Raw genomic sequence first — 17824 nt, 5'->3', positions numbered from 1 at the left:
GCCCGGTACTGACGGTGATCGCCCACGACGGCGACGACGACGCGGTACGCATCGCCAATGATTCCCCGTACGGCCTGTCGGGCACGGTGTTCGGCGGCGACGACGACCGCGCCCAGGCGGTGGCGTCGCGGCTGCGGGTCGGCACCGTCAACGTCAACGGCGGCATCTGGTACTCGGCGGACGCGCCCTTCGGTGGCTACAAGCAATCCGGGGTCGGCCGCGAAATGGGTGTGGCCGGCTTCGAGGAATACCTGGAAACCAAACTCATCGCGACCATCGCGACCTAGACACATACACAGGCAGAGAGGACATCATGGCGCAGTACCCGGAATTCAAGGACAAGGTCGGCATCATCACCGGAGCCGGCGGCGGTATCGGTCAGGTCTACGCCGAGGCGCTGGCACGTGAGGGTGCGGCCGTCGTGGTGGCCGATATCAACCTCGAGGGCGCCCAGAAGGTCGCCGACGGCATCAAGGGCGAGGGTGGCAACGCGCTCGCCGTGCGGGTCGACGTATCCGACCCCGAATCGGCCAGGGAGATGGCGGCACAGACGCTTTCGGAGTTCGGCGGTATCGACTACCTGGTGAACAACGCGGCCATCTTCGGAGGTATGAAGCTGGACTTCCTGGTCACCGTCGATCCGGAGTACTACCGCAAGTTCATGAGCGTGAACCTCGACGGCGCACTGTGGTGCACGCGTGCGGTCTACAAGAAGATGGCCAAGCGCGGTGGTGGCGCGATCATCAACCAGTCCTCCACGGCGGCCTGGATGTACGCCAACTTCTACGGTCTGGCCAAGGTCGGCATCAACGGCCTGACTCAGCAGCTGTCCCGTGAGCTCGGCGGGCAGAACATCCGCATCAATGCCATCGCGCCGGGACCGATCGACACCGAGGCCAACCGCACCACCACACCGCAGGAAATGGTCGCCGACATCGTGAAGGGAATTCCGTTGTCCCGGATGGGCCAGCCGGAGGACCTGGTCGGTATGTGCCTGTTCCTGCTGTCGGACCAGGCGAAGTGGATCACCGGGCAGATCTACAACGTCGACGGCGGACAGATCATCCGGTCATGAGCGATGACGTGAAGCTCGGCTATATCGGTCTGGGCAACCAGGGTGCCCCGATGGCCAAGCGGCTGGCCGACTGGCCGGGCGGGCTGATCGTCTTCGACGTCCGCACCGAGGCGATGACGCCGCTGGTGGAACTGGGCGCCTCGCTGGCCGACAGTATCGCCGATGTCGCCAAGGCCGACGTCATCAGCGTGACCGTGCTCAACGACGCGCAGGTGCGCGATGTGGTGACCCAGCTCGGCGAACACGCCGCGGCGGGCACCGTCATCGCCATCCACTCCACCATCGAGCCGGGTACTGCGCCCGAGCTGGCCGAGCAGCTGCGGCCCAAGGGTATTCACATCGTCGACGCGCCGGTCAGCGGGGGAGCCGGTGCTGCCGACAAGGGTGAGCTGGCGGTCATGGTGGGCGCCGACGAAGAGGCCTACAACACGGTCAAGCCGGTGTTCAAGAAGTGGGCCTCACTGGTCGTGCGCGCGGGCGAGCCGGGCGCGGGCACCCGGATGAAGCTGGCCCGCAACATGCTCACGTTCATCGGTTTCGCCGCCGCGAACGAGGCACAGTTCCTGGCCCAGGCCGCCGGTATCGATCTGCAGAAGCTGGGCCGGGTGGTGCGGCACAGCGATGCGCAGAGCGGCGGGCCCGGCGCGATCATCCTGCGCGATGACATGTCCCCGCTGGCGCCCGATCATTGGTTGTTCGACATGTTCACCCATACCCGCGGTCTCGGCGAGAAGGACCTGGCGCTGGCGCTCGGCTTGGGTGAGGCTGTGGGAGTGGATCTTCCGTTGGCAGAGGTGGCCTTGCAGCGCCTGGCCGATGGTCTCGGAGTACCGCACACGAAGGAGTCGTGAGTATGACCGATCGTCGCAAGCAGGGCCTGCAGAAGATGAACGAGGTCTACGGCTGGGAGATGCCCGACATCCAGGGCGACCCGTACTTCGATCTGACCGTCGAGCATCTCTTCGGCACGATCTGGACCCGACCGGGACTGTCGATGCGGGACAAGCGTCTGCTGACGCTCGCCGCGGTGACCGCGGTGGGCAACTCGGATCTGGCCGAGATCCAGGTCAATGCCGCGCTGCACAACGGGGAGATCACCGCCGAGGAGCTCAAGGAGGTCTCGGTGTTCCTGACCCATTACCTGGGTTTCCCGCTGGGCTCCAAGCTGGACGGGGCGGTCAGCAAGGTGGTGCGCAACCGCAAGAAGGCCGCCGAGAAGGGCGGCGCTGAGGACAAGAAGAGCAACGTGAACGCCGCGGTGAAGATGCACTCCGGGAAGTCCCTCGATGATGAGTAGATATGCCTCGCTCACCCGTGACGAGCTGGCGACGTTGGTTCCCGAACTACTGCTGATCGGTCAGTTGATCGACCGGTCCGGAATGGCCTGGTGCATCTCATCGTTCGGCCGCGAGGAGATGCTGCAGATCGCGATCGAGGAGTGGGCGGCGTCCAGCCCGCTCTACACCCGGCGGATGCAGAAGGCGCTCAAATACGAGGGCGTCGACATCTTCACGCTCTTCAAGGGGCTGCAGCTCGACATCGGTGCGCCGCCACAGTTCATGGACTTCCGCTACGTCGTGCACGACCGCTGGCACGGCGAGTTCTACCTGGATCACTGCGGTGCACTGCTGGACGTGGAGCCGATGGGCGAGGACTACGTCAAGGGCATGTGCCACGACATCGAGGACCCGACCTTCGATGCCACCGCGCTGGCCACCAACCGCAAGGCGCAGGTCCGGCCCATCCACCGGCCGCCGAGGGCATCGACCGATCAACACCCGCATTGCCGGTGGACCGTCATCATCGACGAGTCCTACCCGGAGGTGCCGTTCATCCCGGCGATGGACATCGTCGGCGCCACCCACGCCCACTCGATCGATCTCGACCCGATCGACCCGAACGACGAAGGCATGTCCGACTATTCGGGCGATCTGCTCGCCGACGTCGACTTCGGCGCGTTCTCCCACTCGGCACTGGTCCGGATCGCCGACGAGGTGTGCATCCAGATGCACCTGCTGGTGAAGTCCTTCACGATCGCTGTGGAGAAACGCGCCAAGGATGATGCGGCACTGGCCCGTTCGATTCGCACCAAGCAGCTGATCGGCATTGCCGGGGTGGCCGCGGAGCGAATCCATAAGGCGCTCAAGCTGAGCAGCGATGCCCAGGGCGCGCTGCGGGTGCTGGAACTGCACCCGCTGCTCAACCCGGCGGCCTACGTGTCGGCCGATGTCGACCCGAACTTCGTTCATGTGCGTCGCTCGCCGGCCTACGAGGACGGTTCCTGGATCTCGCTGGTCTCGCCGGTCGTGGACGCCCCGCTGCAGGCCATCGTGCAGGCCGTCGACCCGCACCTGCGTGCCGAGGTATCGGGTACCGACTCGGACTGGACCGTGCGCGTCATCAGCACCGATACGGCGGCCAAGAAGTTGCCCGAGGTCGAGGTGTGCGAGTTCAGCGGCGGCGCATCCTGGGTGTTCGAGGAGCGTAAGTCGTTGCCTGTCCCCCCCAAAACTCCACAAATCACGGGTTGCGCAGAGCCGGGGCCACCCAGCGCCGCAGGTAAGCGCGAAGTGCGGCGCCGGTGCGTGGTGGCCGTCCCGGGTCGATGACGAAGGACTGGATGATGCGTAGTAGGTGCTCGGCGAGCTCATCGAGATCGTCATCGGCGAAACCTTTTGCCGCCCAGTCGACATCGAACTGGCGCACCACCGACTGCGCGAACTGCAGCGCGATATCCGAGGTCACCGATTCGGTGAAGGCGGGTGTGCGTCCCGGCGCCAGCAGCAGCCCGATGTGTTTGTCCTTGGGTAGCCACTCCAGCGCGGTCGCGATGGCCTCGGTGGCCGCGTCGGCAGGATCGGTGATGCCCTGCAAATGGGTGGACAGCCGCTCCAGGAAGTCGGTGGCCGCGACGACACCGGCCTGCATCAGTAGCGCCTCGGTGCTGGGGAAGTAGCGGTACACCGTCTGCCGGGTGACCCCCAGGGTGCGGGCGACGTCGGCGATGGAGAAGTCCGCCCCACGCTCGTCGATCGCCTTGCCCGCGGCAGCGAGAATCCGGGCGACGGCTTCCTCGTCGCTCGCCGGCGCGGCTCCGGCCCACCCGTGGGTTCGCACGCCGGAATTGTAGCGAGCTAGTGGTAGGAGACTTGCAGGTCCTTGACCCCGTTGATCCACCCGGACCGGAGACGTTGCGGCTCAGCCAGTTTCGCGATGTCGGGGATCTGGTTCGCGATCTCGTTGAACATCAGCTTGATCTCCATGCGGGCCAGGTTGGCCCCGATGCAGAAGTGCGCGCCGTTGCCGCCGAACGCCAGGTGCGGGTTCGGGTTGCGCAGGATGTCGAACTGGAACGGGTTCYCGAAGACGTCCTCGTCATAGTTGGCCGAGCTGTAGAACAGCCCGACACGCTGACCCTTGCGGATGGCGACGCCGCCGAGCTCGGTGTCGGCCGTCGCGGTGCGCTGGAAACAGTGCACCGGGGTAGCCCAGCGGATGATCTCCTCGATCGCGGTGTCGGGCCGCTCGCGCTTGAAAAGCTCCCACTGGTCCGGGTTTTCGAAGAAGGCGTTCATGCCGTGTGTCATGGCGTTGCGGGTGGTCTCGTTGCCGGCGACGGCGAGCAGGATGACGAAGAAGGCGAACTCGACCTCGGTGATCGACTCGCCGGTTCCATCTCCCATGTCGGCCTGCACCAGCCGGGTGACTATGTCGTCGGCCGGGCATTTCCGGCGCTGCTCGGCCATGGTGTACGCGTAACCCATGAGCTCGGCGTTGGCCACCGTCGGGTCGCTGTCGAAGTCGGGATCGTCGGTGTTCATGATGCTGTTGGACCAGTGGAAGATCTTCTCCCGGTCTTCTTCGGGAACGCCGATCAGGTCGGCGATGGCCAGCAGCGGCAGGCCCATGGCGACATCGTCGACGAAGTTGCCGCTGTCCTTCTGTGCGGCCGCGGCCACGATCTCACGGGCGGCGACGGCCAGTTTCTCTTCCAGCGCAGCCACCGACCGCGGGGTGAACAGCCGGGACACCAGCTTGCGCAGCCGGGTGTGTTCGGGGGCGTCGTGGTTGATCAGCAGCGCCTTGGTCAGATCGAGTTGGTCGGCGGTGACCCCGTCCGGCAGTCGCATCACCGCGCCCTTGGCGTTGGTGGACCACAGGTCGCCGTTGCGCGAGATGGCTTTGATGTCCTCGTGCCGGGTCACGACCCAGTAGCCACCGTCGTCGAAGATCGATTCACCCTGCTCGTTCCACCAGACCGGGGCGGTCTTGCGCAGGTGCGCGAACTCGGTCACCGGAATGCCTTGGAGCAGCACCTCGGGGTCGGTGAAGTCGTACCCGGCTCCGAACGGGCAGGCATTCATGGTCGTCATGGGGTCCTCCTGGTGTGACGTACCGCACTCGCTGCACCGACCATACACCCAAATCAAAAGTGTATGGCCGCGGGTCTGGCGCCGTGCGGCTGCCGGGACGATTAGGGTTGTTGACCGTGCGCGTCCTCGTCATCGGATCCGGAGCCCGTGAACATGCCCTGCTGCTGGCGCTGCGGCGCGATCCGCAGGTCGACCAGCTCGCGGTGGCGCCCGGCAATGCCGGCACCGCGGCGATTGCCGAGCAGTACGACGTCGACATCAGTTCGGGGCCCGCAGTGGTCGCCCTGGCCCAGCGTCTGAAGTCCGATCTGGTGGTGGTGGGGCCCGAGGTGCCGCTGGTTCTCGGGGTGGCCGATGCGGTGCGCGCCGCCGGTATCGCCTGCTTCGGGCCGTCCAAGGACGCCGCCCGCATCGAGGGATCGAAGGCCTTCGCCAAGGATGTGATGGCAGCCGCCGGTGTGCGGACCGCGACCAGTGAGATCGTGGACAACCCGGCCAACCTGGACGCCGCGCTGAACCGGTTCGGCCCGCCGGCCGGACAGGCCGCCTGGGTGGTCAAGGACGACGGGTTGGCTGCGGGTAAGGGCGTGGTGGTCACCACCGACCGCGACGCGGCACGGGTGCACGCGGCCGCCCTGCTGGACTCCGGGCATCCGGTGCTGCTGGAGTCGTTCCTGGACGGACCCGAGGTGTCGCTGTTCTGCGTCGTCGACGGCGAGACCGTGGTGCCGCTGCTGCCCGCGCAGGATTTCAAACGGGTCGGCGACAACGACGCCGGCCCGAACACCGGCGGGATGGGGGCCTATACCCCGCTACCGTGGCTGCCCGCGCAGGTGCTCACCCAGATCGTCGACGAGATCGTCAAACCCGTTGCCGTCGAAATGGTGTCACGCGGAAGCTCGTTCTCCGGTCTGCTCTACGCGGGGCTGGCGATCACCTCTGCCGGGCCCTCGGTGGTGGAGTTCAACTGCCGTTTCGGCGACCCGGAGACCCAGGCCGTGCTCGCCCTGCTGGAGTCCCCACTCGGGGGGCTGCTCAACGCGGCGGCCACCGGCACCCTGGCGTCCTTCGAGGATCTGCGGTGGCGCGACGGGGCCGCGGTCACCGTCGTCGTGGCCGCCGAGAACTATCCGGGCCGGCCGCGGGTCGGTGACGTCATCACCGGCGCCGAGGCCGACGCCGTGCTGCACGCGGGCACCGCCCGGCGCGAGGATGGCGCGGTGGTGTCCACTGGTGGACGGGTGCTCTCGGTGGTCGGCACCGGGGCGGATCTCGATGGTGCCCGCGCCGCGGCGTATGAGGCGATCAAGTCGATTCGACTGCCCGGCAGCCATTTTCGCACTGATATCGGACTGGCGGCCGCCGAGGGACGTATCTCGCTCTGACCGCTCAGGCGACGAGTAGCGGTGCCAGCCAAGAGATCTCGGCCGGAAGCTGAGAACTCCAGAACCCGCCGTCGTGCCCGCCAGGGGAGAAGCCACCGGCCGGCGGGTGGGGAAGCTGGGCGATGAACTCACCTGTCGCAGCGGCGAACGGATCACCGTTTCCGCAGTCGATGCGGACCGGGATCGAGCCCAGCGCCGCCACGCCCCACACGCTGTTGGCCTCGTAGTCCTCGGCACCGTCGAATGCCCCCGGGGCCGCGGCGCCCGGCGACGTCCACAGTGCTGGGCTCACCGCGCAGATCGCCGCGGTGCGCGCCGGGCCCAGCCTGGACCCGAGCAGCAAAGCGCCGTAGCCGCCCATCGACCAGCCGATGAAGCCGACCCGGGAGGTGTCCAGCCCCTGGCCGGCCAGCATCGGGATCAGCTCATCCAGCACCATCGCGCCGGCGTCATCCCCGGACGCGCGGTGGTGCCAATAACCTCCGCCGCCGTCCACGGCCACCACGGCAAACGGCGGTAGGCCCGCCGCGACCGCCTCCGCGAGACCCTGCTCGACGCCGCCGGCCATCACCGTCGCGGCATCGCTGCCCTTGCCGTGCAGCGCGATGACCGGACGCAGCGGCGCGGTCTGGCCCGGCGGCCTGGCGATCGCCCAGTTGGTGCTCATTCCGCCGCGTGCGGCCGAGACGAAGGACCCCGACTGGTAGGTGGCGGCCGGCTCGGCGGCGGCCCGGGGCAACACACCCGCCCCGGCGGCGACGGCACCGAGGGTGGCGCCGAGACCCATCCGCAGCACGGTCCGACGGTTGTGGGCTGACATTTGCGCCATCTTGCCATTGCCTGCTGTGGCGCTGTCTGCCAACTTGTTGTGATTGCCGAAAACCGCCATACAACTGGGATTTTGCTGGCAGCATGCAAGGCGTGACAGCGGCGGTGACTCCCAAGGGAGAACGTCGGCGGGGCGCTCTGGTGAGTGCCGCCGCCGATCTGCTGTGCGAGGGCGGGATCGACGCGGTCCGCCATCGCGCAGTGGCGCGGCGTGCCGGTCTGCCGCTGGCGTCGACGACGTACTACTTCTCCTCACTCGACGATCTGATCGCCAAGGCCGTCGAGCATGTGGGCGCCCGTGAGGCCAAGCAACTGGAGGTACAGGTCGCCGCGTTGTCGCGCCGGCGACGGGGCGCCGAGTCGACCGCCGACCTGCTGGTGGACCTGCTGGTCGGCGACGATCCGGGGGCCCGGGTGTCCGAACAGTTGATCTCGCGCTACGAGCGCTACATCGCGTGCGCGCGGCAGCCCGAGCTCCGCGACATCCAGCGGCGGATTCTGCGGCAACGCACCGACGCCGTGCTGGAGGTCGTCGAACGGTCCGGTCGCGCCGTGCGATCCGAACTCGTCACGGCCCTGGTGTGCGCGGTGGACGGAGCTGTGGTTGCCTCATTGGTGGACGAGGGAGAGGGACCGCGGGCCAATGCCCGCGCGACCCTGATCGACGTGATCGACGTGCTCGCACCCGTGGACGACCGGGCCGTGCACGTCTGAGGTGAGCGAAGGGGCGGGATGACACAGTCGGAAACCACGGAGGAGCCACAACTCAAGCGGGTGATGGGGCCGGGCCTCCTGCTGCTGTTCGTGGTGGGCGACATCCTCGGTACCGGTGTGTACGCACTCACCGGGCAGGTCGCCAAGGAAGTCGGTGGCGCGGCATGGCTTCCGTTCCTGGTGGCCTTCCTGATCGCCACGATCACGGCGTTCAGTTACCTGGAACTGGTCACCAAGTACCCGCAAGCCGCCGGCGCAGCGCTCTACGCGCACAAGGCCTTCGGGATCCAGTTCGTCACCTTCCTGGTCGCGTTCGTGGTGATGTGTTCCGGAATCACCTCTGCCTCAACAGCTTCCCGCTTCTTCGCGGCCAACTTCTTCACCGCCTTCGACATCGACTGGGGCAAGGTCGGGGTGGTGGTGCTCGCCCTGCTGTTCATGGCGCTGATCGCGGTGGTGAACTTCCGGGGCGTCGGGGAGAGCGTCAAGCTCAACGTGGTGCTCACCATCGTCGAGATCACCGGCCTGGCCATGGTGATCCTGGTGGGTGTCTGGGCCTTCACCGGCGGCGGCGCCGACGTCGACTTCGCCCGCGTCGTGGCCTTCGACACCCCGTCGGACAAGGGCACCTTCCTGGCCGTCACCACCGCCACCTCGCTGGCGTTCTTCGCGATGGTCGGTTTCGAGGACTCGGTCAACATGGCCGAGGAGACCAAGGACCCGGTGCGCATCTTCCCCAAGGTGCTGCTGTCCGGGCTGGGGATCGCCGGCGTCGTCTACGTGATCGTCGCCATCGTCGCGGTGGCACTCGTACCCGTCGGCGTCCTCGCCGACAGCGAGACCCCACTGATCGAGGTCGTCAAGGCGGGCGCCCCCGGGCTGCCGATCGAGGCGATCCTGCCCTTCATCTCCATGTTCGCGGTGGCCAACACCGCGCTGATCAACATGCTGATGGCCAGCCGACTCATCTACGGCATGGCCCGCCAGCACGTGCTGCCCCCGGTGCTGGGCGTGATCCACCCGAAGCGGCACAGCCCGTGGGCGGCCATCATCTTCACCACCCTCATCGCGTTCGGCCTGATCTTCTACGTCTCCGCCGTCGCCAACAGCAGTGCCATCGCGGTGCTCGGCGGCACCACCTCGCTGCTGCTGCTGGCGGTGTTCGCCATGGTGAACGTGGCGGTGCTGGTGCTGCGCCGCGATGTGCAGGCCACGGGTGGGCATTTCCGCACGCCGACGGTGCTGCCCGTCATCGGCTTCTTCGCCTCGGCCTACCTGGTGCTGCCCTTCTCCGGGCGCCCCGCCCAGCAGTATCTGCTGGCCGGGATCCTGATCCTGATCGGGATCGTGCTGTTCGGCATCACCACCCTGATCAACCGTCAGCTCGGTATCCGCGGCAAGGGGATCGTCGATCCGACGCACCTGGGCGACTCGCCGTAGCCGGCTCGTAAGCTGTGTGTTCGTGACGATCCCGAATGTTCTGGCCAACCGCTACGCCAGCGAAGAGATGACGGCCATCTGGTCGCCCGAGGCGAAGATCATCGCCGAACGCCGACTGTGGCTGGCGGTGCTGCGTGCGCAGTCCGAACTCGGCGTTCCCGTGCCCGACGGCGTCGTCGACGACTACGAACGCGTGGTGGAGAACGTCGACCTGGGCTCGATCGCCGCGCGCGAGCGGGTGACCCGCCACGATGTGAAGGCCCGCATCGAGGAGTTCAACGCGCTGGCCGGTCACGAGCACGTGCACAAGGGCATGACCAGTCGTGACCTCACCGAGAACGTCGAGCAGCTGCAGATCCGGCGCTCCCTGGAACTGGTCTTCGCCCACGGTGTGGCGGTGGTGGCGCGGCTGGCCGAACGCGCGCTGGTGTACCGCGACGTGGTGATGGCCGGCCGCAGCCACAACGTCGCCGCGCAGGCCACCACGCTGGGCAAGCGGTTCGCCTCGGCCGCCGAGGAGACGCTGCTGGCGCTGATCCGGCTGCGCGAGCTGATCGACCGGTACCCGCTGCGCGGGATCAAGGGACCGATGGGCACCGCCCAGGACATGCTGGACCTGTTCGACGGCGACACGGACCGGCTCGCCGAACTGGAACGCCGTGTCGCCCAATTCCTGGGATTCACAGATGTTTTCACCAGCGTCGGGCAGGTCTACCCGCGTTCGCTGGACCACGATGCGGTATCCGCGCTGGTGCAGCTCGGGGCCGGCCCGTCCTCCTTCGCGCACACCATCCGGCTGATGGCCGGACACGAACTGGTCACCGAGGGATTCGCCCCCGGACAGGTCGGCTCGTCGGCCATGCCGCACAAGATGAACACCCGGTCCTGTGAGCGGGTCAACGGCCTGCAGGTGGTGCTGCGCGGGTACGCGTCGATGGCGGCCGAGCTGGCCGGCGCCCAGTGGAACGAGGGTGACGTGTTCTGTTCGGTGGTGCGCCGCGTCGCGCTGCCGGATGCGTTCTTCGCCGTCGACGGCCAGATCGAAACCTTCCTCACCGTGCTCGACGAGTTCGGCGCCTACCCCGCGGTGATCCAGCGCGAACTCGATCGCTACCTGCCCTTCCTGGCCACCACCCGCATCCTCATCGCAGCGGTGCGCGCCGGCGTCGGCCGGGAATCCGCCCACGAGGTCATCAAGGAGCACGCGGTCGCGGTGGCGCTGGCCATGCGGGAAAAGGGACAGGAGCCCGACCTGCTGGACCGGCTCGCCGCCGATCCGCGGCTGCCGCTGGACCGGGTCGCCCTCGACGCCGCGCTGGCCGACAAGGAAGCGTTCACCGGCGCCGCCGGCGCCCAGGTCGACACCGTCGTCTCGGCGGTCGAAGATCTGGTCGGCCGGTACCCGGAGGCGGCCAAGTACACCTCGGGTGCCATCTTGTGACGTTGGCCGACCTCACGGATCTCGACAACTTCGCCTGCGGTTTTCCGCATGACCTGTTCGAGGCACACCGTCGTGAGGCCCCGGTCTTCTGGCACGAGCCCACCGAGCACACCCCGGACGGGGAGGGCTTCTGGTCGGTGGCCGGCTACGCCGAAACCCTTGCCGTACTGCGTGATCCGGAGACCTATTCGTCGGTGACCGGGGGCACCCGGCCATTCGGCGGCACCCTGCTGCAGGATCTCTCCGTCGCCGGTCAGGTGCTCAACATGATGGACGACCCGCGGCACGCGCAGATCCGCAGGCTGGTCAGCTCCGGCCTGACACCGCGGATGATCACCCGGGTCACCGACGATCTGCGCAGCCGGGCCCGGACGCTGCTGGACACCGTCGAAGCCGGGGTCGCGCTCGACTTCCTCGTGGACGTCGCCGCCGAACTGCCCATGCAGATGATCTGCATCCTGCTGGGAGTGCCCGAATCCGAACGGCATTGGCTGTTCGAGGCGATCGAGCCGCAATTCGACTTCGGCGGTGCCCGCTCGGCGGCGGTCGGGCAGCTCACGCCCGAAGAGGCCGGATCGCGGATGTACGAATACGGCATGCAGCTGATCGCGGCCAAACGTGCCGACCCCAGCGACGACATGTTGTCGGTGGTGGCCAACGCCTCGGACGCCGACCTGTCGGACCTGGAGCTCTATCTGTTCTTCAGCCTGCTGTTCAGTGCCGGGGCCGAGACCACCCGCAACTCGGTGGCCGGGGGACTGCTGGCACTCATCGAGCACCCCGAGCAGATGCGGCGCCTGCAACAGGAGCCGGAGCTGCTCCCGTCGGCGATCGAGGAGATGGTGCGCTGGACCACGCCGTCCCCGTCCAAGCGCCGCACCGCGACCCGCCCGGTGACGCTGGGCGGCTGCGATATCGCGCCCGGCGACAAGGTGCAGGTCTGGGAGGGTTCGGCCAACCGGGACCCGGCGGTGTTCCAGGATGCGGACGTCTTCGATGTCGCGCGGAAGCCCAATGCGCACTTGGGATTCGGCCAGGGCGTGCACTACTGCCTGGGTGCCAATCTGGCACGCCTGGAACTGCGGGTGCTGTTCGAGGAACTGTTGCCCCGGTTCCGCACCGCGCGGCTGGTCGCACCGGTCGAGTGGACCCGCAGCAACCGGCACACCGGTATCCGGCACATGTTCGTCGAATTCGGCTGATCGCTACTCTCGAAGGCATGGACTTCGGCCAGAACGACCACCTCCGAGTCTCCAATGCGGACCGCGCGCACGTGAGCGGATTACTTGAGCGCGCGGTGGCCGACGGCATGATCACCCTCGACGAGTTCGCCGACCGCACCGATGCCGCGCTGGCCGCCCGCACCCGCGGTGAACTGCGCGCCGTGCTCGTCGACCTGCCCGATATGGACCTGCATGCCGCGCACGCGCCGGTCGCCCGCAGCAGTGCGCAGCCCGAAGCGCTGGGTGGCTGGATGACCTCGATCGTCCGGCGTGGGCCGTGGACGGTGGCGCCGGTGATCAACCTGAACACCCGGATGTGCAGCACAACCCTCGACTTCACCTCCGCGGTCCTGCCCGGGCCGGTCGTCGAGGTGAACATCGACGACTACCTCAGTTCGACAGAGCTCATCGTGCCGGCCGGGGCCACCGCCGATCTCAACGGTGTCGACGCCATCGCCGGCAGCGCGACCGTCAAGGTGCGCAACCTCCCGCAGCCCGATCAGCTGCACGTGATCGTGCGCGGCAAGGTCAGGATGGGGTCGGTCAGCGTGCGGCATCCGTTCGGGAGTTGGCTGCGGCGTCTGCACGGCGGCTGAGGGCGAACTCGATCTCGGCGATCACCCGGGTGATGACCCCGTCGTGATCGCGCAGAAGCTGTTCCAGCATGTCTATTTGGACGGGATGCCCGACGGAACGGTTCCACCCGCCGCGGTTCGCGCACATCTAGTAACGCTCACCGTCACTAGATGTGCGCAAATCGCGAGGAGTTGCGTGGGTTAGGGTGACCTAATGCTCAAGAAGTCGCGTGTATTGGTGTTGGTGGCCGCGGTGCTGCTCGGTATGGGTCTGCTCGCGGGCTGCGGCGGATCCGACAGCCCCTCGGCAAGCCAAGAGCCAACGGCCGAGTCGGTCACTATCGATCACAAATTCGGCGAGACCACCATCCCGGCGAACCCCGAGCGGGTGGTCACCGTCGGGTGGAACGACCAGGACTTCGTGCTGGCTCTGGGCGTGGTGCCGGTGGGCACCCGCAGTTGGTTCGAGAACTACAACGACTTCCCGTGGGTCAAGGAGGCCACCGACGGCAAGGGGGTGCCGGTGATCGAAGGTGACACCATCAACTTCGAGGCGATCGCCAAGGCCAAGCCCGATGTCATCTTCGCCATCTACGAGGCCATCGACCAGAAGACCTATGACCAGCTGTCCCAGATCGCCCCGACCGTCATCCAGTCGGACAAGTACCCCGATGAGGAAACCCCCTGGGACGTCCAGCTTCTGACCACCGGCGAGGCGCTCGGCAAGCAGCAGCAGGCACAGGGACTCGTTGATGAGGTCAACGCCAGGATCGACGCGGCCAAGCAGGAGCACCCCGAATTCGCCGGCAAGACGCTGGTGGCGGATTTCAGCTCCGAGGTCGACGCGCCCTACCTGATCGGGGCGGGCGATCCGCGCCGCACGCTGTTCGACGCGCTGGGCTTCGGTGCCCAGGAGACCGTCGGCGACGTCTCGCAGGAGCGGTTGTCGCTGCTGGAGGGTGACCTGTTGTTCGTCAACGGCGTGACCAAGGAGCAGCTGGCGGATTCGCCGGCCTTCCAGCGACTCAACGTGGTGCGCGAGGACCGCACGCTCTATGCCGGTTCGGATTCCACGCTCAGCGGCGCGCTGACCTACAGCGGGCCCAACGCCCTGCTGTACGCACTGGACGTGCTGACCCCGCAGCTGAGCAACGCGCTGCAGGGCCGTCCGGTCGCGGACCTGTCGAACTCCTAGTCGCGCGAGCGGGCCCGTGCGCGGGCCCGGTCCCGCGCCGAGGCGCGCGGGATCACCAGCGGGGTGCCCGTTTCGGGATCCTCGATGATCTGGCACCTCAGCCCGTACACCTGCTCGACGAGTTCGGCGGTGACCACCGTCGACGGGGCGCCCTGGGCCACGATGTGCCCGGACTTCATCGCGATGATGTGATCGGCGAACCGGCAGGCATGGTTCAGGTCGTGCAGCACGGCGACGATGGTGCGGCCCTGCTCGGAGTTCAGTTCGGCGAACAGATCCAGCAGTTCGATCTGATGGGCGATGTCCAGGAACGTCGTCGGTTCATCGAGCAGGATGAGCGGGGTCTGCTGGGCCAGCACCATCGACACCCAGACCCGTTGGCGTTGACCACCGGACAACTCGTCGACGGGCCGGCCGGCGATCGCCGTCACGCCGGTGGCCGCCATCGCATCGGCGACCGCCTGCTCGTCCTCGCGGGCGTACTGGCGCAGCACCCGCTGGTGGGGAAAGCGGCCGCGGGCAACGAGATCGGCGACCGTGATGCCCTCCGGCGCGATCGAGGACTGCGGCAACAGCCCCAGCTTGCGGGCCACGTCCTTGGTGCGCAGACCGGTGATGTCGGCCCCGTCGAGGATCACCTGCCCGCCGACCGGTTTGAGCAGGCGGGCCAAGCCACGCAACAGCGTGGACTTGCCGCAGGCATTCGGGCCGACGATCGCGGTGACGGCGCCGTCGACGATGTCCACCGACAATCCGTCCACGATCAGCGTGGCGCCGTAACCCAGCGACAGGTCCTGCGCCCGCAGCGTTGCCATACCGTTTCCTTCCCTACTGCTTCCGTGCCTGCGCGACGAGAAGCCAGATGAGGTACGCCCCGCCGGCCACGACAGTGACCGCGCCGACCGGGAGTTCGGCGGGCGCGAAGATCCGCAGCGCCACCAGATCACTGGCCAGCAACAGGAATGCGCCCATGAACGCCGAGGAGACCAGCCCGACGCCGGGGGAGCTGGTGAGCCGGCGCGCCAGTTGCGGGGCGGCGAGCGCGACGAACGAGATGGGTCCGGCGGCTGCGGTGGCGATGGCGATGAGCAGCACGCCGATCGCGAAGTAGGCCAGCCGCACTCGCTCCGGGCGGACCCCGAGCGCGCCGGCGGCGTCGTCGCCGATCTGCAGGATCGGCAGCTGTGGCCCGAGGTATGCCAGCCAGACCAGTGCGGGGAGCACGCACGCCAGCACCGGGACCGCCTGCTCCCAGTGCAGCCCGTTGAGGGTGCCCTGCTGCCAGATGGCTGCGGTGATCGCCTGATTCAGCTTGATCTTCAGGATGATCCACTGGTTGAGCGAGCTCAGCATCGCGCTCACCGCGATCCCGACGATGATCAGCCGGAAGCCGGCCAGCCCGTTGCGGTAGGCAAGCAGATAGACCGCCACCGCGGTCAGCAGTCCGCCCACCACCGCGCTGGCGGCCATCAGGTAGTAGCCGCCACCGAACAGGGCGATCGCCACGAGCGCGCCGGTGTAGGAGCCGAACCCGAAGCCGATGACATCCGGACTGCCCAACGGGTTGCGGGTGATCGCCTGGAAGATCGCGCCCGAAATGCCCAGCGCCGCACCGATCACCAGGGCTAGCACGATGCGCGGCATCCGCCAGTCGAGCACCACGACGCTGGTGAAGCTCTGGTCGCTGCCGGTGAGGACGGCCACCACCTCGGCGGGGGAGACCGGATACTCGCCGACCCCCAGCGCCAGCACGGCCAGCACCACCGCACCCAGCCCGAGTGCGGACAGCACACCGATACTGCGCCAGGAGGCGCGCAGCGCCAGGGTGGGTTCGCGGCGCAGCACCAGCTGCGGACGCCCGAAATCGATTCCTGTCACAGGCCGCTCGCCTTCGAGCGGCGGACCAGCCAGATCAGGACCGGCGCCCCGATGAACGCGGTGACGATGCCCGCGGGCAGCTCACCCGGGGGGACCACGACGCGGCCGACGATGTCGGCGGCGAGCAGCAGGGCGGGTGCGGCGAAAAGGCTGTAGGCGCAGATCCATCGCCAGTCGGGGCCGGTGAACCAGCGCACGACGTGCGGCACCATCAGGCCCACGAACCCGATCGGGCCTGCCGCGGCGGTGGCCGCCCCGGCGAGCACGGTCACCGCGATGAGCCCGAGGATCCGGGTGCGAACCACGTTGCCGCCCATCGCGACCGCGAGATCGTCGCCGAGGGCGATGGCGTTCAGCCCGCGGCTGACGTAGAGGCACAACCCGGCCCCGACGGCGATGAACGGCGCGACCACCCAGAACACCTCCAGTGAGCGCCCGTCGAGCGCTCCGGCGTCCCAGAATCGCATCGAGTCGAAGGCCCGCGGGTAGTGCAGCCGGATCGCGAAGGAGATGCCGTCGGCCACTGCGCCGACCGCGACACCGGCCAGCAGCATGCGTACCGGCGTCATGAGGGTGCGCCCGGTGGCCCCGATGAAATACACCAGCAGCATGGCGACGAACGCCCCGAGGAACGCGAACCAGATGTAGGACAGCGTGGTGTGCAGGCCCAGGAACGCGATGGCGATGACGACGAAGAGACCGGCGACGGCCTCGATGCCGAGGATCTGGCTGTCGGCAAGCGGGTTGCGGGTGATGCCCTGGATGAGGGCGCCGGACAGCCCCAGCGCGATGCCGACCACGATGCCCAGCAGGGTGCGTGGGATCCGCAGGTCGTGCACGATCCACTCATCGCCGGTGTCGGTGTAGTCGGTGACCGCGTGCCACACCGTCGACAGGTCGACGCTCTGGGTACCGATCGCCAGGCTGAGTATCGACACCACCAGTAGCAGTGCCGCGCAGAGTGCCAGGCCGGGCAGGCGACGGTCCCGGGTGATGACGTCGGTCCTGCTGCCGTCGGCGAGTTCGAGCGGCATGTTGTGCAGGCTAACCTAAGGAGCTGGCGGTCGGCTGGCAGCCCTCAGAGCTTCACACCGGCGGCATGGATCTCCAGCAGCGCCAGCCCGCGGATGGCGGGGCGGTCGTCGCGGCGCCAGGCCCCGATCGGGTCGGGGTCGATCGCGGTGAGCTTGCCCAGCGGCCGGTTGGCCAGCGCACGCATCGCCAGCAGTTCCTGTCCCGCGTGCGTGGATGCCAGCGTCAGCACCGTCAGCTTGCGCCGGAAGAACCGCAGCCGCAGAAACAGCCAGGGCATGGCGACGGCCAGGATCGGGGTGGCCGCGACCGCGAGCGCCAGCACCCACGCCAGCCAGGTCGCGGTGCTGTCCAGGCTCTGACCTGCACCGGCGATCTCCCCGGCAGCATCGCTGGCGGCGCGTAGCGGCCCGCTGAGCGCATCACCGATCAGCGGGAAGTTGTCGGCGCGGTCCCCGGCGGTATTCAGGCTGCCCGACACCCCGTCGGCGCCGTCCTGCACCTGACGGCCCACCTCGGCGACGGTCGCCACGGCCGTGTACACCGCGCTGCCCACCATCACCCACACAGACGTCCAGATGAGGACGGCGACGTCGCTGACGAGCTGGGCCAGCAAGCGACCGGGCCGGGTGGCATAGGGCAGGTACCGCAATCTCATGGCATCG

The 17824-nt window shown here is 67.8% G+C and carries 18 protein-coding genes and 1 pseudogene; 12 read left to right on the top strand and 7 right to left on the bottom strand.

Translation table 11 applies throughout. The features are described from left to right. From AC1DTF_RS15905 to AC1DTF_RS15885, 5 genes and pseudogenes are all read left to right on the top strand, one after another. A partial coding sequence (locus tag AC1DTF_RS15905) for an aldehyde dehydrogenase family protein (protein WP_477474752.1) occupies positions 1-287 on the top strand: 287 nt, incomplete at its 5' end. Positions 288-313: 26 nt separating this feature from the next. Next, a complete protein-coding gene (locus AC1DTF_RS15900; protein ID WP_057167781.1) occupies positions 314-1075 on the top strand; it encodes an SDR family oxidoreductase in 762 nt (253 codons plus the stop codon). Beyond that, positions 1072-1926 carry an NAD(P)-dependent oxidoreductase gene (locus AC1DTF_RS15895; RefSeq protein WP_057167780.1) on the top strand — a complete coding sequence of 285 codons (855 nt, stop codon included), beginning with the start codon at positions 1072-1074 and terminating at the stop codon, positions 1924-1926. The genes AC1DTF_RS15900 and AC1DTF_RS15895 overlap by 4 nt, the downstream gene beginning before the upstream one ends. 2 nt (positions 1927-1928) lie before the next feature. Continuing rightward, on the top strand, positions 1929-2372 hold the full coding sequence (locus AC1DTF_RS15890) for a carboxymuconolactone decarboxylase family protein (RefSeq protein ID WP_057167779.1): 444 nt from the start codon (positions 1929-1931) through the stop codon (positions 2370-2372). Next, a pseudogene (locus tag AC1DTF_RS15885) lies at positions 2362-3576 on the top strand (hypothetical protein); the annotation flags it as partial. The gene AC1DTF_RS15890 and the pseudogene AC1DTF_RS15885, both read left to right, overlap by 11 nt. Before the next feature lie 19 nt (positions 3577-3595). On the opposite strand, the gene AC1DTF_RS15880 reads toward AC1DTF_RS15885, so the two are convergent. Beyond that, complete coding sequence (locus tag AC1DTF_RS15880) at positions 3596-4192, bottom strand: TetR/AcrR family transcriptional regulator (protein WP_057167870.1); 597 nt, start codon at positions 4190-4192, stop codon at positions 3596-3598. Positions 4193-4209: 17 nt separating this feature from the next. Beyond that, the gene (locus tag AC1DTF_RS15875; RefSeq protein ID WP_477474751.1) at positions 4210-5448 is read right to left on the bottom strand and encodes a cytochrome P450; all 1239 of its coding nucleotides are present in this window, start codon (positions 5446-5448) and stop codon (positions 4210-4212) included. Positions 5449-5564: 116 nt separating this feature from the next. Between AC1DTF_RS15875 and purD the strand changes: the two genes are divergently transcribed. After that, a complete protein-coding gene (gene purD, locus AC1DTF_RS15870; RefSeq protein ID WP_477474750.1) occupies positions 5565-6833 on the top strand; it encodes a phosphoribosylamine--glycine ligase in 1269 nt (422 codons plus the stop codon). 4 nt (positions 6834-6837) lie between these two features. On the opposite strand, the gene AC1DTF_RS15865 is transcribed toward purD, so the two are convergent. Continuing rightward, positions 6838-7662, bottom strand: a complete 825-nt coding sequence (locus tag AC1DTF_RS15865) for an alpha/beta hydrolase (protein ID WP_477474749.1) — start codon at positions 7660-7662, stop codon at positions 6838-6840. A gap of 83 nt (positions 7663-7745) precedes the next feature. Here AC1DTF_RS15865 and AC1DTF_RS15860 point away from each other — a divergent pair, with 83 nt between their 5' ends. From AC1DTF_RS15860 to AC1DTF_RS15835, 6 genes are all read left to right on the top strand, one after another. Beyond that, on the top strand, positions 7746-8375 hold the full coding sequence (locus tag AC1DTF_RS15860) for a TetR/AcrR family transcriptional regulator (RefSeq protein WP_082614205.1): 630 nt from the start codon (positions 7746-7748) through the stop codon (positions 8373-8375). An 18-nt stretch (positions 8376-8393) separates the two neighbouring features. Continuing rightward, complete coding sequence (locus AC1DTF_RS15855; protein ID WP_057167874.1) at positions 8394-9815, top strand: APC family permease; 1422 nt, start codon at positions 8394-8396, stop codon at positions 9813-9815. Positions 9816-9837: 22 nt separating this feature from the next. Further along, a complete protein-coding gene (gene purB, locus AC1DTF_RS15850; RefSeq protein ID WP_477474748.1) occupies positions 9838-11256 on the top strand; it encodes an adenylosuccinate lyase in 1419 nt (472 codons plus the stop codon). Further along, positions 11253-12458, top strand: a complete 1206-nt coding sequence (locus tag AC1DTF_RS15845; RefSeq protein ID WP_477474747.1) for a cytochrome P450 — start codon at positions 11253-11255, stop codon at positions 12456-12458. The genes purB and AC1DTF_RS15845 overlap by 4 nt, the downstream gene beginning before the upstream one ends. A 17-nt stretch (positions 12459-12475) precedes the next feature. Next, positions 12476-13075 carry a DUF1707 SHOCT-like domain-containing protein gene (locus AC1DTF_RS15840; protein ID WP_057167876.1) on the top strand — a complete coding sequence of 200 codons (600 nt, stop codon included), beginning with the start codon at positions 12476-12478 and terminating at the stop codon, positions 13073-13075. A 193-nt stretch (positions 13076-13268) separates the two neighbouring features. Beyond that, positions 13269-14249, top strand: coding sequence for an ABC transporter substrate-binding protein (locus AC1DTF_RS15835; protein WP_477474746.1), 981 nt, complete (start codon positions 13269-13271; stop codon positions 14247-14249). On the opposite strand, the gene AC1DTF_RS15830 is transcribed toward AC1DTF_RS15835, so the two are convergent. The 4 genes from AC1DTF_RS15830 to AC1DTF_RS15815 are packed head-to-tail and all read right to left on the bottom strand — an operon-like array spanning position 14246 to position 17817. Continuing rightward, a complete protein-coding gene (locus AC1DTF_RS15830) occupies positions 14246-15064 on the bottom strand; it encodes an ABC transporter ATP-binding protein (RefSeq protein ID WP_477474745.1) in 819 nt (272 codons plus the stop codon). The two genes, AC1DTF_RS15835 and AC1DTF_RS15830, sit on opposite strands and share 4 nt — an antisense overlap. 13 nt (positions 15065-15077) lie before the next feature. Continuing rightward, positions 15078-16127: a FecCD family ABC transporter permease gene (locus tag AC1DTF_RS15825; protein WP_477474744.1), complete on the bottom strand. Its 1050-nt coding sequence runs from the start codon at positions 16125-16127 to the stop codon at positions 15078-15080. Further along, entirely contained in the window at positions 16124-17161 is a 1038-nt protein-coding gene (locus AC1DTF_RS15820; RefSeq protein WP_057167880.1) for an iron chelate uptake ABC transporter family permease subunit, read from the bottom strand. The genes AC1DTF_RS15825 and AC1DTF_RS15820 overlap by 4 nt, the downstream gene beginning before the upstream one ends. A 44-nt stretch (positions 17162-17205) precedes the next feature. Beyond that, positions 17206-17817 (bottom strand): hypothetical protein, encoded by a 612-nt coding sequence (locus AC1DTF_RS15815; RefSeq protein WP_057167881.1) that lies wholly within the window; start codon positions 17815-17817, stop codon positions 17206-17208. Between the last annotated feature and the right edge of the window lie 7 nt (positions 17818-17824).

Source organism: Mycobacterium sp. P4_H6 (genome assembly GCF_056400845.1).
The sequence above is the reverse complement of the archived record's forward strand: the minus strand, read 5'-3'. Positions and strand labels throughout refer to the sequence as shown.